We start from the raw sequence: 16281 nt of genomic DNA on the forward strand, positions 1-16281 counted from the left end.
CACCTGTCACCTGTCACCTGTCACCTGTCACCTGTCACCTGTCACCTGTCACCTCTAATAGCTAGGAAGCTTTCTTATAGGCGGGTGATTTGACCAGACTAACTGCTGCGGCTACAGCTTCATCTAAATTTTCCACCACTATCAGTCCATCATCATGAGCTTCTAATGGTGCTAAAACGTTTTTAACGGTGTTTAGCTCTGAACCAGCTAGACGAATGACTAAGTATGGTGACAGATGCTCTCGTTTATTGCCCTTAGAGCGTACCACCGATGATGGTAGTTCACCTTTGTTACCTAATGCAAAATCAACAATCGCTGTGGCTGCGGCTTCTGGTTGGGGAATACTACCGAGAAGATTAATGAGTATGACCTGAATACTTTTATCAGCAGCTAGGATATTTAAACCTTTAACTAAGCGATCGCAAAATGTGGTTGGTGATGTATCAATAATCGAAGCGTGTCGGAGATTTAAACACATCCCTGGTTTACCACCAGCACTAGCCACTAAATCACAGGTTGCCATCATCGAACCTGTACCATTGCCTAAAATACCAATTTTGCCGTGCATGGCTAGACTATCCCACTCACCAAACCGGGAATTGATCTGATTTTTGCCATGATAATTGGCTATTTTCGCTGCCATTGCCGCAATTTCTGGATGCCGACCAATTGCCCGTTCATTCACCCTGACTTTACCATTGAGTGCCATCACTTCCCCAGAAGAATTAATGGCCAAGGGATTAATTTCCACTAAATCTAGGTCTTTTTGGATGAATAACTGATACATTTTCTCTAAAACGGTACTTACCGACTGCATCAATGTGCCTTGTAAACCCATTTTTAAAGCCAGCCTGCGGGCATAAAAAGGCGAAAATTCTTGTTCTACAACAACGTGCTGCATTTTTTCGCCAGCTAGTTCCCAATCAACATCCGGTTCTTGGCAACCTAAAAGAATTGGTCGGCAAATAGCCGTATCTAAAACTACTGCTAAATAAAACTCTTGACTAGCATCGTACTTAGATTCTGCTAGCACAACTTCTGGTAATTCGCCCCAAATGGGCAAGTTAAAGATGTTTTGGGCAGCCGCGACAGCATCAATGGTTGTTTCTACTATCCTGACTCCTCCTGCTTTTGCCCTGTCTCCAGCGTGTACTTGCGATTTCAGCACAATCGGATAGCGAATTTTCAGGCGTTTTAAATCTGTAGGATGGTCTATGCGTTGGGAAGGCAATACGGGAATGCCTATTTCCCCAAACCATTCTTTAACTTGATATTCCAATAAATCCATTGTTACGCACCTGATATTTATACTTTCAGAGAATTATTTTTGGTGCTGTTCTTTAGTTTTTGACTGCACCCCAATTAAATAATCCCGCCTTGAGCAACTATAAAAACTTATTTTTCACGTATCAATTCTATCGAATTGAGCCAATACAGCACATTTAATTTTTAGCACTAACTCCTTAGTATTGTGTTGGAATTTCGTCATAAACAATATCGGTGAATTTACTAATATAGAATAAAACCTGCGTTGATTCGATGTAGCAGTTGAATTTTTGGTGACAACTCCAAATTGTGTGTTAAAAAGTTGGTCTATTGGATTTTATGATTATGGTTGGTTAAACTGTGCATCTGCATTCAATCAATGAGCAACCTTCATTTGGGTCTCTCAAAAATAAAAAATATAATATAGAAAACCAGCAGGAAAGCTCTATGACAGTAGCAGTCCAGCAGGAAGATTTGCAAATCTTAGCCAGAACCTTGCAGGAACAATTCCTAGCAGAAGTCCCATCTGGTGAAGTTTTCCAGATTAAGTGTGCTGTCAACAAAGACGAGTTGATGATTCTTACTCAACATCCAGTCAGTATAAAGGTTGACACAGAACAAATTTTTTCCGTGATTGAGGAAGTTATTCAGTCGCTAGCACCTTATAGAGAGCAACAAATTCAGTGCTTCTTGAGAATGTTGGGTGAAAAACTTCCCTATGCTAAACGTTCCCTCATGATGAAGGGTTATGAGCAGATAGAAACTCCAGTCAAGGAGAAAAATGAGGAAGATGAAATAGCTGAGGAAGCAATACCGGCGGCATATCCTCTGGCTTATTCTCCTCCAGTCAGTCAGACTGAAGATGAAACTGAAGAAGAAATATTTGACCCTTTAGCGGGTACACCAGATTTATTAACAACTCCACACCGCAGGCAAATTTCGCCTATTTTCCTGGGTATGGCTTTGATAGGAGTTGTCCTTGTAGGTGGTGTCGGTGCTTATGTACTGACTCGTCCTTGTGTGATGTCTGAGTGTAGAGAGATGCAAACGGCTGAAGAACTCAAAACTCAGTCTAGACAGCTAATAAGTCGCGCTAAGTCAGACAATGAATTAGCTGCAATTACACAGCAGCTAGAAACCGCCAGTGCTGCCTTAACAGTTATCCCCTTGTGGTCGCCGCATTATCAGCAAGCTGAAGAACTCAAATTCAGTTTGTCTGCACAGTCGGAAAAAATTAATCAGGTGCTAAAAGCTTTAGAAACTGCTACTGTGGCAGAACAAAAGATGAAAACACCTGCCAATAGCCCAGAAGAATTAAAAGCTAGACAAAACTTATGGCGGCAGGCGATCGCACCGTTAGAATTAGTTAATGCCAATAATGAACTTTACCGACTAGTACAGCCACGATTACTGAGATATCGTGCCAACTTAAAAACTGTCAATCAGCAAATACAGACTGAAGAAAAATGGCTGAAAAAACTGGTGGATGCGAAAGCTGTGGCGGGTGTAGCAGCAAGGCGTGAAAGCACGGCTAAAACTATCCCAGATTGGCAAAAAGTACAGTCTACTTGGCAAATAGTCGTTAATGCTTTGAATGTGATTCCCCAGACTAGTCCGGGATACCAAGAGGCACAACAGCTGTTATTAGAATATAAACCTAAATTAGCCAGAGCGCGCGATCGCGTCACCATAGAAGAACTAGGAGCTAAAAGCTACCAACAACTTATAAGCATTGCCAAGCAAGCCAAAGCTTACGAACAACAACAACAATGGCAAGCAGCTGTCATATATTGGGAGCAGGCTTTACAGGCGGCTAAACAAGTCTCTAATGACAGTCTCTACTACAATCAAGCTCAGAGTGCCATAGCACCATACTCAGCCTCTCTCAAGCAAGCACAAGAGAAACTGCAACTAGATAGTGCTTGGCAGCAAACCCGTACAGATTTAAATAAAACCTGTTCTAGTGAAATTAGAATTTGTAATTTTACAGTAGATGAAAAGGGAATTAGTGTCAGGATTACTCCTGAATACGAACAAATGCTGCAAAGTGGTATATCTGAAGCCACGACTAACAATAGCAGTGCTATTGTTGACGTTACAAATCACTGGGAAATCTTACAGGAAGCTTTAACAGTGATTAGTGAAAATGCCAATCTTCCTTTGTTTATTTACAACACGGAAAATCAGGTAATTTATATACGTACACCGCAAGGTTAATAAATCACATCCATACATTATTTTGGGTTTATCTGAACCTTATTGTCTAGACATCCCCTAGATTTATCTGGGGGTCTTACTCATAAGGTCTCGTAATTTTCATGTGCAGAAAGGTTAGGGAGTGTTAGTTCTTGGTATTCCGTGCCTAGGGTCTCGTATGGATTCTCGTATGGGTTCTCGTATGGGTTCTCGTATGGGTTCTCGTATGGGTTCTCGTATGGGTTCTGGTGTGGGTTCTGGTGTGGGTTCTCGTATGGGTTCTGGTGTGGGTTCTGGTGTCGGCTCTGGTATAGGTTCTGGTGTGGGTTCTGGTGTCGGTTCTGGTATGGGTTCTGGTATGGGTTCTGGTGTCGGCTCTGGTATAGGTTCTGGTGTCGGTTCTGGTATAGGTTCTGGTGTCGGTTCTGGTATGGGTGCAGGCTGTTGGGGTGTGATTGAGGGTGAAGAGTTGCTTGTTGTGTCAATAGAATTAGAATCAATCCTATTTTCTAGCGTTGTGATTTTGTCTTCACTATTTGCCAATTCTTGAGCATTATTAAATAAGATTTCTCCTATGTCTACAAAAGTGTCTATTGGAGAACCATCTGAGTCTGCGGTTAAATCTCCTATAGCTGTGTCTTCACCATCTGATCTAGCAGTTAAATTTAAAAAAGATGGGTTGTCAATTATTCCTTGACCACTTAACGGTGCTTGTCCTGCTAAAGCTACGGCAATTTCTGCTTGTACACTAGCGATCGCAGGGTCGGAAGAAGAGCTACTATTTTTTTGAGTTAAATCTAATCCCTGAACTAAGTCACTGGTTTGATAAAAATTTTGCAGGTCAAAATCGTATAGTCCCTGAAATCTACCTTTGACTACTACTAACAGTTGTCCTGCTTGCAGCTCTTGGTCTTGAGAAGCATCTTTGTTAGAAACTGTAATCCCACTATTGGTCAGCGCACCAATCACTGTAGTATCTGTTTGTTGGTCATAGCGCACAAATAACGCCGAACCTCTAATTGCTGCTGCTGCACTTGGGGTTTGGATGCGTGTTTGTCCCCTTCCTGGTGGAATCAGCAGTAATACAGTTCCGTTTGACAGTCTAAAATTCCGAGTTCTAGGCAAAAATTGAAATACTGCTTGTTCCCCAACCCTAGCTAAAGAACCGTCATTGAAACGCAAATCAACTAAAGAAGCTCTACCAGTAGATAGTCCATCTCCAGGAATAATAGCGTCTTTAGACCGTGCCGGACGTTTACTTCTGTTGCTTCTTTGAATCAATTGTACAAAATTACGGAGGCTCTGAACTTCAGCACGAGTCAGAGGGGTATTAGCGTTTACCGGATTTGATAAACTTATTACTATTGCTAAACCCCACAAGCCAATTCCCCACCACGGAAATAGTTTAAAACGCATAGTATCAAATTATGAAAAATTGCACTGATATTAAACTAGTTGAAAATCACTGCTGAAATTTTAATATATCAACATTGCCAATCTTATAACTTTTATATAAATGTTTTTATTTCGTTCATTGTTAAGGTTACCTAAATTTTCTATACAAGACATTTCACGTAATTTTCTATATACTTAAGTATAGACCTATTTGGACTAATTTATATGCAAATCAAACGCAATTAAGTACGCACAATGTGTATATAGAAATCCGATTTAATTTATAAAAAAATCTCAGTATATGTAGAGTGTGTTAGGCGTAAGCCTTAGCGCACCAAAAGCTTTGGGGAAGGTGCGTTACGCTGACGCTAACAAACCCTACGTGTATTTCAAAAATCTAATATGAGTCCTATAGTATTGTAAAATAATATTCATTCTAAATGAAAGAATATGTATCATAACTGCCATTAAACGCATTCATAAGCACAAAGCACACTTAAAATATCAGACTAATAGCAAGCTAAGTTATTCTTGATGAACATTTTAGACATATAAAATGTGTCTAGTCAAAGTAAAAGCAATTAAATCCATCTATACAAGATGCAATTTCAGGGCTGGAAAAGTTTTTTAGTCACGGTTTTATTAGTCATCATTGGTGCAAGTAGTTATACCATCAAGGTAAATGCATCATCAGGTGAAAAAACAGACATATCAATGTGTCAGGATGAGTTAGGAAAAATACAAGAATTTTTGCTAGATGCAGAAAATAAGAATAATTTGTGTCAAAAGGTTGATTTAGACACAAATGATGCTCAATTGCCACAATTCAATGTGTTTGAGATATCCTCTGAAGAACAGGTGGATTTAAATTTGGTTAACCCAAGACTGTTAATTACTCAAGCAATTCCGACACAAACAGAAAATCCTGAACCTAATTCTATACCAAGAGCCGATACGGATGTTATTCAGCAGAGGAATGAATCACCACAGCTAGAAACTCAACCTAATAATTTTCCCCAAACTTCCCCAAAGCCCATAGAACAATTATTGGAATCACCTCCAAAAAATGATAATGAACGATTAGAAAGATCCCAGAGACTGAGGCGGCGACTAAGAGAAGCAAAACAGTCAAATTCTGAGTCTGATATTTATCAGGAATTGGGACTAAGGGTACGTCAAAGACCTTTACCAAATCCACCCCTAGAACAACAACAACCTCCACCAATAGAACGTCCTGCACCTAAGTTTAAACCGATAGGTTCTCTACAGGCACGTCTTGGTTATTTTCATACAAGTAATATCTTTTCATCTGAAACTATTCCTGTAGAAGATGGGTTGTTATTTTATGGAATCAGACTAACTTCTGCATATTTTCCTTTGGGATCTAAGACTTATTTAAATGGATCAATTGATGGTAATTTAATTCGTTACATAGACCAATCAAAATTTAATTATAACCAACTGAGATTTAATTTGGGTATTTATCAACAGCTATCGCGACGAATGTTCGGTGAAATCAGTTGGAGTAATCAAAAATTATTTTATGCCAACAGTAGCGATATATTTAAATCTGGCGATCGCTTCTTGAGTGAACAGTCTTTCCGGCTATCTTTGGGTAGAAGAGATCCCCTGACTAAAAGACTGACGCTGGACAGTTTTTATGAATTGAGTTGGAACTTAGCCGACCCTGATAGCCGTAGTCGTATAGTGAATTCTTTGTGGTTATCGTTGAACTACGAGGTGCAAAAACCTCTGGATGTAGGTTTGAATTACCAATTGAATCTATCAGACTTTACAGAACGCGATCGCCATGATCAATCTCATCGATTATTTGCCCACTTAACTTATCGTTTATCTAAGTCAAGTAAAATGAATGTTCAGACTGGTTTTAGCTTTGGTGATTCCACCACCAGGAACATTGATTTTGATAGCTGGTTTTTAAGTGTCAATTACAACTGGCTGTTAGGTGAATTTTAGAGATGACAGGTGATAGGCGATAGGTGATAGGTGATAGGCGATAGGTGATAGGTGATAGGTGACAGTTAAAGTAATTATTGTATATTGACTAATAACAATAACTAATCCAATCACTCCAACTACCAGCATAAAGTTTACCTGTATGAATACCAGCCAACTCTAAAGACAGCAAATTGACGCAGGCTGTAACACCAGAGCCGCAATAAACTAAAATTTCTTCAGATGGTTCTAGTTGTTCCCAGCGTTGTTGATGTGCTGTTGGCGGGATTAAATAGCCGTCTGTATCCGTCACTTCCATCCAAGGGTAATTGACCGCACCGGGAATATGACCAGCGATTTTATCAGTTGGTTCTCGTTCACCACGATAGCGATCGCCTTCTCTCGAATCTACCAAAACAACCGTCGGTAAATCTTTACGATTTTTTACAGCTTCAATATCTACCATCAATTCTGTTTCAACTTGGGGGATAAACTTAGCTGTTTGCGGTTGGGGGATGACATCTGTTACAGGATAGCCAGCTTTTTCCCATTGGCTAAAGCCTCCATCCAAAACCGCTACTTGTTCATGACCCAAATAGCGTAACAACCACCAAAGACGAGATGCAAAAGCCAAGCGAGAGTCATCGTAAGCGACAACTAAAGTTTTTTGAAACTCTACCCCAATTGCTGCTAATTTCTCAGCTAGGTCATGAGGTTTAGGTAAAGGATGTCTCCCCCCATGTTCACCCACAGGACTAGAAAGATCCAGATTCAAATCTAGGTAATAAGACCCCTGTATATGACTTGCTTGATATTGTTTTTGTCCGAGTTGGGTGTCAGCTAGAGAAAAGCGACAATCTACAATCACAACCTGCGGATCATGCAAATGTTCGAGTAACCAGTCTGATGAAACAACAAATTGAATGTTAGTCATTAGTTATTAGTCATTTGTCAATGAACATTGGATTTTTCCCCTACCTCACCTGTCACCTGTCCCCTGTCACCTGTCACCTAATTTCCCCATGTCAGACTTAGAGAATGATTTTACTCTCCAGCTAACAGCCGATGGTTCTTTGACTTTCTTCTCCCAAGAGTTTGGGGAAGCTTTTCATAGCCATTTTGGGGCGAAGCAGGAAAGTTTTCTGAAATTTGTCAGTGCTACTCAACTAAGTAAAACTGCTCAAAAACCTGTTTTGCGTTTATTAGATATTTGTTATGGTCTAGGATACAACACCGCCGCAGCATTGCAGACCATTTGGGCAATCAATCCTAGTTGCTATGTTGAATTAATTGGTTTAGAACTAAATCCATCTGTACCACAAGCAGCAATTGCCCATCATCTATTAGATAACTGGAACTATGATTACACTCACATTTTGACCAAGTTAGCTTTTGAGCAAAAGGTACAAACAGATCGCCTCCAAGCAACATTATTAATTGGTGATGCTAGAGACTCAATTAGGAGAGTCAATCAGTTGGGTTTTCAAGCAGATGCTATTTTTTTAGACCCATTTTCACCGCCTCAGTGTCCTCAACTATGGACTGTGGAGTTTATGCAACAAGTAGCTCTGTGTTTACACGAGACTGGAATGCTTGCTACTTATTCTTGTGCTACGTCTGTACGTACAGCTTTATTGTTAGCGGGATTACAAATAGGTTCGACAGAGCCAGTGGGTAGGCGATCGCCTGGTACAGTCGCAGCCCATCCTCAAAGTGCTGAATGTGACTTTGATTCAGCTCTTCCCCCCCTCTCGCCAGCCGAGAAAGAACATCTCCTAACTCGTGCCGCTATTCCCTATCGCGATCCGCAATTAAATGATCCGGCCTCTGTCATATTGCAACGACGACAACAAGAACAACAGACTAGCTTACTCGAAACTACTTCTCGTTGGCGCAAACGGCGGTTACTCAGTCAATACTCTTAGTTTTACTGCCATCCCCAAAATAATTTAGTGAGTAAAATTTTTAACGGATTTTTATAATTTATTGCTATTGTGGTCATCAGTTTAGTCATTTTATCTATTGTCTGTATTGTAATATACAGAAAATCTTGTATATTAAAAACAGATGATTATCTACTTATCTAGTATCTGTATTGTAGTATACAAAAAATCTTGTATATTAAAAGCGGATGATTATCAACCCAAATTTATGGATGAAAATACTGACTTTATCAACCCAAAATAGAAACTTAAAACTCAATTTGCATAGCTTTGACTATGGAGTTAATAATCATTATTTTTTCTGACGTGGCTATGATGAAAAATCTCAGTAAAACGCCTGATTTAACATTGGCATTGATTTATCATACTGGAGTAAGAAGCAGAGGAATATAGATAGGTCAAACAATTTTTGATTTTATATTTTGCGGAAAGTTCTGTAGGCGGGTTTCCCGCCGTAAGAAACTTTTCAAGAAGGATTTTGGATTGACCCCGCAGAAGTTACAGGGATTTGGCACTGTCAATTCTTAATTTTCTTATACAACATAAATTTATTGATGGGTCTTGCCCAAACAACTGTTCTGATACAATGCCAGGAAAATGTGAAATTGACAGTTGTATACAGTTAAATAGTCAGGTCTTTTTGAAGTTAGGACGCTGTTTAATTTTTATTAAGATTGGGGTGCTTCCGTGATTAAAAGGAGTGGTGAATACACAGGCTCTACTGAACAAAATGTGAATGGGTATAAATCCCCAACTCAAGTAAACAATATTAGTTCAGATCACAACCCAGGATTGCAAGACGTAGAAGATTATTCCTTGGATTTATCTAAAGAAGATTTTATGATTACAGAAAGCCAAAAAGCAACTTCTTGGCTGAAACCCAATCGAAATTCGGGTTATGAGTGCTTAATTTCAAAAACAATACAAACTAAAACGTCCCAAGTTAAGAGCTTCGATTCCGAACCGCCGAAAATCCTAGTAGTTGATGACCATACAGCTAGTAGAATGACTGCGGTTGCACTGTTAGCAATGGAAGGCTATGCAGTGATAGAGGCGGATAGTGGTTTTGTCGCAGTAGAACTTGTCAAGGAACAGCAACCGGATCTGATTTTGTTAGATGTAATGATGCCGGGAATGGATGGGTTTGAAGTCTGTCAATTACTCAAACAAGATGAAGACACTAGACTAATTCCCGTAATTTTCATTACAGCATTAAATGATAGGCGATCGCGCATCCAGGGTATTGAAGTAGGAGCAGATGACTTTTTAAGCAAACCCTTCGACCGAGTAGAACTAGTAGCCCGTGTTAAATCTCTAGTTCATCAGAAGCGGTTAAATGAAGATTTAGACCACGCAGAACAAGCACTATTTTCTATAGCTAGGGCTGTTGAAAGTCGCGACCCTAACACTGGCGACCACTGTGAACGGCTAGTAAAGTTGGGTCAATCTTTTGGAGAATACTTAAATCTTTCACGCTACCAAATTCGAGATTTAGGTTGGGGCGGTTATCTTCACGATATCGGCAAAGTGGGAATTCCCGATGCAGTTTTGCTCAAACAAGGCAAACTCACCCCTGAAGATTGGGTAATTATGAAGCAACACGTTTTAATTGGGGAAAAAATCTGTCAACCCCTACGTAGTATGCAAGGTGTCATTCCGATTATTCGCCATCACCATGAACGTTGGGATGGTTCAGGTTATCCCGATGGACTCAAGGAAGATGAAATTCCCTTCATTGCCCAGGTATTTCAGGTAATTGATATTTATGATGCTCTAACTAGCGAACGTCCTTACAAAGAAGCTTTTACTCCAGAAGAAGCATTATGTATCATGCTAGATGAAACCGAGTCAGGTTGGCGCAACCCAAAACTCATGCAACAGTTTGCTGAATTTGCTCTCTCTCGGCGATAATTATTTAACTCAAACTAATCTAAAATCCTTCTTGAAAAGTTGAGCCACTGCGTTGGACGGGTTTCCCGGCTTGTAGCAAGTGGCGTTCCTAGGTTGGGAAACCCGCCTACAGAAATTTCCGCAAAATTTAAAATCTAAAATTCGGAGGGTTAAAGCATCTGTATTTCTATACCAAGTACAGGATGCCCAAATACCGTTGTTTGTAGTGATACATGGTAATATGTTGCTGTACTCATGGCTCTGCAAACTTTAATTGTGATATATGGTAAACCCGCCATCCCAGTTCTCTCAAGAGCAATACAAAGTAGATTCTGCCAGTGCTGAAGTAGAATCTTTGCTCCAAACATCGCCATCAGATACTGAAATTAATCTTGAGTTCCTTTACACTAGAGATATTGAATTTCGGCAAGAAACTATCTACTTTCTGGTAGTTGATCGGTTTTATGAAGGTGATCTAGATAACAGCAAAGGTACTAATTCAGACCTTTACGATGGTACTGCACAAGATTGGGGTAAATACTGGGGTGGTGACTTGCAAGGTGTCATCGATAAATTGGACTACCTCAAAAATATGGGAGTGACAGCTGTTTGGTTAACCCCCCTATTTGAACAAGTGGAAGATTTATTTATTAGCAATGCAGCAATGCACGGCTATTGGACAAAAGACTTTAAACGCATCAATCCGCGCTACATTGCTCTGGGAGAAAACCCTTCTTTAAATGAAACCCAGGAAGCAAAAAATACTACATTTGACCGATTAATTACTGAACTGCACAAGCGCAACATGAAGCTGGTGCTGGATATTGTCTGCAACCACAGTAGCCCTGATACTAACGGTAGTAAGGGTGAACTATATGATGATGGGGTGAAAATTGCTGACTTCAATAATGATGTGAACCACTGGTATCACCATTATGGCGAAGTGCAAGACTGGGAAGATGATTGGCAAGTGCAAAATTGTGAACTAGCGGGTCTAGCCACTTTCAATGAAAATAATAGTGAATATCGGCAGTATATTAAGTCAGCAATTAAACAATGGCTAGACAGGGGTGTTGACGCATTGCGGGTGGATACTGTCAAACATATGCCCATTTGGTTTTGGCAAGAATTCACTGGTGATATGACTAATCACAAACCCGATGTATTCATTTTTGGTGAGTGGATTTATAATCACCCTAGTGATGATTTATCGGTGGAATTTGCCAATAACTCAGGCATGACGACGCTAGATTTTGCGCTGTGCATGGCCATTCGTTCCGCATTAGCACAGGGTGCAGAGAACGGATTTCAAGGCATTCAAGAGATTTTTGACCAGGATTATCGTTACAATGGGGCGACCGAGTTAATTACCTTCATTGATAACCACGATATGTCTCGCTTTCAGTCGCTGAATCCTGATCCAGCGATGTTGAAGGTAGCGATCGCTCTCATTATGACAGTTCGTGGTATTCCCTGTATCTATTACGGCACAGAACAGTATCTGCACAATGATACTGACGGCGGTAACGACCCCTACAACCGCCCCATGATGGAACAGTGGGATATTGAAACTGAAATTTATCGTGTTCTCAGATTACTATCTGGTTTAAGGCGGCTGAATCCTGCCGTCTCAATGGGTAGTCAGTGGCAAAAATACCTCACCCCCGATATTTACTGCTATATACGCCGCTATCGTGACTCTATATGCTTTGTGGCACTGAATCGGGGAGGAGAGGTGACTTTACCAGAAGTAGATACAGAACTACCTGATGGTGAACATACCTGTGTGATTACACGTAATAAGTATGAAGTCAAAGACGGTAAAATCTATAATTTGCCACTGGAAGAACGGGGAGTAATTGTTTTCAGCCACGTTGGGGAGCGCATCAAAGGACAAACTCTAGTGCGGGTACAACTGAATGGGGTATATACCCAACCAGGTGAAACGATTGTAGTGACTGGAGACTGTCCAGAGTTAGGCAACTGGGATATCAGCAAGGCTTATCCCCTAGAGTACATCAACTCCAACACCTGGTTTGCCGAGATTCCCTTTGATGAAAGTGCTGGTAACTTGATTAGTTATAAATATGCCATGTGGCGCGAAGGGCGATCGCCTCTGCGGGAAAATGTTGTCAATCGCCGTTGGGTAATTGCCAAAGAAGGGACTGTAAAATGGCGTGATACCTGGGCATCAGGTCGGGAGTCTTAGCAATATGGGGAGTAGAGACGTTGCAGTACAATGTCTCTACAGGCGTTATTGTTTTGGTCAATTATCTTATCCGAACTGTATTGGGTAGCTTGCTTGCCGTAAGCTACAAGCCCCCACTAATTGTCTTTAATTTTGAATTTTGAATTTTGAATTTTGAATTTTGAATTGGAGCATTCGCATAGCGTCTCGTAGAGAAGCGACTTGACTTGATTTGTTGCTCCCCATATTTACTGCATTGATTAGCTGGTATGATTTGAGCCTGAATCTCACAGTACCAAGTACAACAGCGAAATTTAATTGTAGATAATAGCTAATTATGGTAGTTGTAGCAATATTAGCAGCAGGACGCGGCACTAGAATGAAATCTAGTTTACCCAAGGTTTTACATTCTTTGGGTGGGCGGACGATGGTAGAAAGAGTTTTGGCTAGTGCAGAACCCCTTGCACCGTCACGGCAGATGTTGATAGTAGGGTATCAGGCACAGGAAGTCAAAGCAGCTATGCAGTTGCCTGAATTGGAATTTGTGGAACAGACTGTACAGTTAGGAACAGGTCACGCCATTCAGCAATTATTACCGCATCTTGAAGGTTATACCGGGGATTTACTGATACTGAATGGGGATGTGCCACTGTTACGCACTGAAACCCTAGAAAAGTTATTACAAACTCACCAAGCGAATCAAAACGCTGCTACCATCCTCACAGCCAAGCTAGACAACCCTAAAGGCTATGGGCGTGTTTTTTGTAATAATAACAACTTTGTAGAACAAATCGTTGAAGATAAAGACTGTACTCCCCTACAAAGACAAAATCAACGGATTAACGCCGGAATTTATTGTTTTCGTTGGCAGAATTTAGCAGAGGTTTTACCTAATTTACAGGCGAATAATGCCCAGAAAGAATACTATCTCACAGATGCTGTCACCCAAGTTGGTCAGGTAATGGCAGTCGATGTAGAAGACGAGCAGGAAATTTTGGGTATTAACGATCGCCTACAATTAGCTACAGCCACCGAAATCTTACAACGGCGAGTCAAGGAAAAATGGATGCTGGCTGGTGTCACCTTAATAGACCCCAATAGTATTACTATCGATGACACCGTAGAATTACAGCCTGATGTAATTATTGAACCGCAAACTCACCTACGGGGAAATACTGTCATTCAGTCCGGGAGTCGTATCGGGCCAGGTAGTTTAATTGAAAATAGCCAGTTGGGTGAAAATGTCACCGTGCAGTATTCTGTAGTTACGGATAGTGTCATCCAAACAGGAGCGAAAATAGGCCCCTATGCCCATTTACGAGGTCATGCTCAGGTGGGTGCTAACTGCCGTGTTGGTAATTTCGTAGAATTGAAAAATACCCAGATAGGCGATCGCACCAACGTTGCCCATTTATCTTATTTAGGTGATACAACGGCGGGTAATCAAGTCAATATTGGCGCAGGGACAATTACCGCCAACTATGACGGCGTGAAAAAACACCGCACAATTATAGGCGATCGCACTAAAACCGGTTCTAATAGCGTGTTAGTAGCTCCCGTCACCTTGGGTAATGATGTCTACGTAGCTGCGGGTTCGACTGTTACAGAAGACGTACCAGATGATAGCTTAGTAGTGGCTCGCAGCCGTCAGGTAATTAAACCAGGTTGGCGGAAAAAGAGTGCTGAGTGCTGAGTGCTGAGTGCTGAGTAAGGAGAGTGATGTTAGCGGTAGCGGGGCGTTGAGCAGCGTGCTGAAAGTTGATAGTTATGACCAATGTTTAACTCGAAACTATAAACACGCAGGGTAGTAGTGTGTCAAGTTTAAATTGATGGATAAGCAAGTTTGTAGTAAGGACTTTAGTCCTGATTTTTCTAAGGACTAAAGTCCTTACTACAAACTATCGAAACTAACTTGACACACGTAGTAGTAGGAAAGAAAAATTCCACTCCCCACTCATAACTCAGCACTCATAACTCACAGTGTGCAGCCGACATCAGTCCCGTCAGGTAGTTCTAAGGTATCGCCAACCTTTTCACCATCATGGAAGGCGGCGAGAATGATCTGGCTGGTTTTACCCCAAGCGATCGCACCAGTTGCATCTAATGCGATCGCGCCAAAATCTCTCTTGTTATTGTGTGCTTCCGCAAAAGACTTTTGCATCGCTTCTTTGAGGGACATACCATCGGTGACGCGGATCACAATCTTGGGGGCTAAACATTCATCAATAATATCTTCACCAATACCAGTACAACTAACGGCAGCATGACTAGTAGCATAATTTCCTGCGGGCATAGCTGAATCACTCACCCGGCCAATGCGTTCAAAGCCTTTACCACCTGTGGAAGTACCTGTTGCTAGGTTGCCATAGGCATCTAGCACCACTACGCCAATCGTACCGCGTCCAGCGTTACTGGTTTCTAACAGTTCCGGTTCTGCAACTACCCCAGCCATCGTGCTTTTAAAGTTATCTTGACGTTCCTGTATCCATTCTTGCAAGCGTAACTCTGTAAGAGCGTTATAACTGGGAAGTTGTAATTCTCTGGCTAATTCTGCCGCACCGTAATCTGAGAGTACGCGGTCTGGGGATTTTTGTAAAACTTGTGCCAAATTAATGGGATTTTTCACCCGCGAAACATTAATAACACCACTAAAATGCCCTGATGCGCTATCCATCAAGGAAGCACTCATCCTGATTTGACCATCAGATTGCAGTACCGAACCAGTACCAGCATTAAAGCGCGGTTCATCTTCTAACAGTTGACAACCCTGCACCACTGCTACAGAAGCATCCACTCCTTGCAATAACTGAGCATACACTTCCTCTACTATGGCATGGAGCGATCGCCTAACTGACTCTAATCCTCCTTTGCCGTGGAGAGAACTACCTGCTCCGCCGTGAATAATTAATTTGGGTTGCACCTGTGATTTCATTTATGCCCCTGCGCTATTTAAGTTGAAGTTACGGTTTGGAAAAGTTTTGAGTTGTGAGTGAGATTCCTCACTCAGCACTCGCCTCAGAACGACGACGACGGCAACGTTCTGAGCAATATTTCACCTCATCCCAGCAATCTTGCCATTTTTTCCGCCAAGTAAAGGGACGTTGACACACCGGACAGATTTTTGTGGGTAAGTCAGACTTAGAACGATTACGTCCCATATAAATACCGTGCAAAGTGGAGTTAGATTCTGGAGAGAGATGGAAGACAATTATACCCAGATTGCTACCAAAGAAGGATACGTTTGGTGATGTAAGAAACCCTACATCTTTCTATAGGCTGGTGTTTGGGCTGTTAGCACAGACAAATACTAATGCGGGTGATTTTAAATGTCAACGTCGTCTTGTCCAGGATGAGATAGGACATCTGACCTATATTTAATACTGTTGTAGCTAACTACCACATTTGTAGTCATTATTTCCACACCAATAGCTTCAGCGAAACTGAAAA

General features: G+C 41.2%; 11 protein-coding genes. 6 read left to right on the plus strand and 5 right to left on the minus strand.

What is annotated here, in order from left to right; all coding sequences use genetic code 11:
• Window positions 1-61: 61 nt before the first annotated feature.
• Entirely contained in the window at window positions 62-1288 is a 1227-nt protein-coding gene (locus ACM0OR_RS22925) for an ATP-grasp domain-containing protein (protein WP_414578881.1), read from the minus strand.
• A gap of 425 nt (window positions 1289-1713) precedes the next feature.
• On the opposite strand from ACM0OR_RS22925, the gene ACM0OR_RS22930 reads away from it, so the two are divergent.
• Window positions 1714-3483: a hypothetical protein gene (locus ACM0OR_RS22930; RefSeq protein WP_414578882.1), complete on the plus strand. Its 1770-nt coding sequence runs from the start codon at window positions 1714-1716 to the stop codon at window positions 3481-3483.
• Window positions 3484-3597: 114 nt separating this feature from the next.
• On the opposite strand, the gene ACM0OR_RS22935 is transcribed toward ACM0OR_RS22930, so the two are convergent.
• Window positions 3598-4878 carry a FecR domain-containing protein gene (locus ACM0OR_RS22935; protein WP_414578883.1) on the minus strand — a complete coding sequence of 427 codons (1281 nt, stop codon included), beginning with the start codon at window positions 4876-4878 and terminating at the stop codon, window positions 3598-3600.
• 579 nt (window positions 4879-5457) lie between these two features.
• On the opposite strand from ACM0OR_RS22935, the gene ACM0OR_RS22940 reads away from it, so the two are divergent.
• Window positions 5458-6834, plus strand: a complete 1377-nt coding sequence (locus tag ACM0OR_RS22940) for a hypothetical protein (protein ID WP_414578884.1) — start codon at window positions 5458-5460, stop codon at window positions 6832-6834.
• An 88-nt stretch (window positions 6835-6922) separates the two neighbouring features.
• On the opposite strand, the gene ACM0OR_RS22945 is transcribed toward ACM0OR_RS22940, so the two are convergent.
• Window positions 6923-7747: a sulfurtransferase gene (locus ACM0OR_RS22945; RefSeq protein WP_323265882.1), complete on the minus strand. Its 825-nt coding sequence runs from the start codon at window positions 7745-7747 to the stop codon at window positions 6923-6925.
• An 88-nt stretch (window positions 7748-7835) separates the two neighbouring features.
• Here ACM0OR_RS22945 and ACM0OR_RS22950 point away from each other — a divergent pair, with 88 nt between their 5' ends.
• The 4 genes from ACM0OR_RS22950 (at window position 7836) to glmU (ending at window position 14527) form a co-directional block, all read left to right on the plus strand.
• Window positions 7836-8738: a tRNA (5-methylaminomethyl-2-thiouridine)(34)-methyltransferase MnmD gene (locus tag ACM0OR_RS22950; RefSeq protein WP_414578885.1), complete on the plus strand. Its 903-nt coding sequence runs from the start codon at window positions 7836-7838 to the stop codon at window positions 8736-8738.
• 705 nt (window positions 8739-9443) lie between these two features.
• Entirely contained in the window at window positions 9444-10667 is a 1224-nt protein-coding gene (locus ACM0OR_RS22955) for an HD domain-containing phosphohydrolase (protein ID WP_414578886.1), read from the plus strand.
• Between the two features lie 262 nt (window positions 10668-10929).
• Window positions 10930-12855, plus strand: a complete 1926-nt coding sequence (locus tag ACM0OR_RS22960; protein WP_414578887.1) for an alpha-amylase family glycosyl hydrolase — start codon at window positions 10930-10932, stop codon at window positions 12853-12855.
• 316 nt (window positions 12856-13171) lie between these two features.
• Window positions 13172-14527, plus strand: coding sequence for a bifunctional UDP-N-acetylglucosamine diphosphorylase/glucosamine-1-phosphate N-acetyltransferase GlmU (gene glmU, locus ACM0OR_RS22965; RefSeq protein WP_414578888.1), 1356 nt, complete (start codon window positions 13172-13174; stop codon window positions 14525-14527).
• 282 nt (window positions 14528-14809) lie between these two features.
• Here glmU and ACM0OR_RS22970 read toward each other — a convergent pair whose 3' ends face one another.
• On the minus strand, window positions 14810-15766 hold the full coding sequence (locus tag ACM0OR_RS22970; protein WP_414578889.1) for an isoaspartyl peptidase/L-asparaginase: 957 nt from the start codon (window positions 15764-15766) through the stop codon (window positions 14810-14812).
• 67 nt (window positions 15767-15833) lie between these two features.
• Entirely contained in the window at window positions 15834-15992 is a 159-nt protein-coding gene (locus ACM0OR_RS22975; RefSeq protein ID WP_190700899.1) for a DUF2256 domain-containing protein, read from the minus strand.
• Window positions 15993-16281 lie beyond the last annotated feature (289 nt).

Source organism: Anabaena sp. CCY 9402-a (assembly GCF_963920945.1).
In the GTDB taxonomy this organism is placed as follows: Bacteria; Cyanobacteriota; Cyanobacteriia; order Cyanobacteriales; family Nostocaceae; genus Trichormus; species Trichormus minutissimus.

Excerpts from the sequence above, each read along its gene's own strand:
- ACM0OR_RS22975 (WP_190700899.1), bottom strand. The coding sequence starts at position 15,992 with ATGGGACGTAATCGTTCTAAGTCTGACTTACCCACAAAAATCTGTCCG.
- ACM0OR_RS22950 (WP_414578885.1), top strand. The coding sequence starts at position 7,836 with ATGTCAGACTTAGAGAATGATTTTACTCTCCAGCTAACAGCCGATGGT.
- ACM0OR_RS22925 (WP_414578881.1), bottom strand. The coding sequence starts at position 1,288 with ATGGATTTATTGGAATATCAAGTTAAAGAATGGTTTGGGGAAATAGGC.
- ACM0OR_RS22935 (WP_414578883.1), bottom strand. The coding sequence starts at position 4,878 with ATGCGTTTTAAACTATTTCCGTGGTGGGGAATTGGCTTGTGGGGTTTA.
- ACM0OR_RS22970 (WP_414578889.1), bottom strand. The coding sequence starts at position 15,766 with ATGAAATCACAGGTGCAACCCAAATTAATTATTCACGGCGGAGCAGGT.
- ACM0OR_RS22940 (WP_414578884.1), top strand. The coding sequence starts at position 5,458 with ATGCAATTTCAGGGCTGGAAAAGTTTTTTAGTCACGGTTTTATTAGTC.
- ACM0OR_RS22960 (WP_414578887.1), top strand. The coding sequence starts at position 10,930 with ATGGTAAACCCGCCATCCCAGTTCTCTCAAGAGCAATACAAAGTAGAT.
- ACM0OR_RS22930 (WP_414578882.1), top strand. The coding sequence starts at position 1,714 with ATGACAGTAGCAGTCCAGCAGGAAGATTTGCAAATCTTAGCCAGAACC.
- ACM0OR_RS22945 (WP_323265882.1), bottom strand. The coding sequence starts at position 7,747 with ATGACTAACATTCAATTTGTTGTTTCATCAGACTGGTTACTCGAACAT.
- glmU (WP_414578888.1), top strand. The coding sequence starts at position 13,172 with ATGGTAGTTGTAGCAATATTAGCAGCAGGACGCGGCACTAGAATGAAA.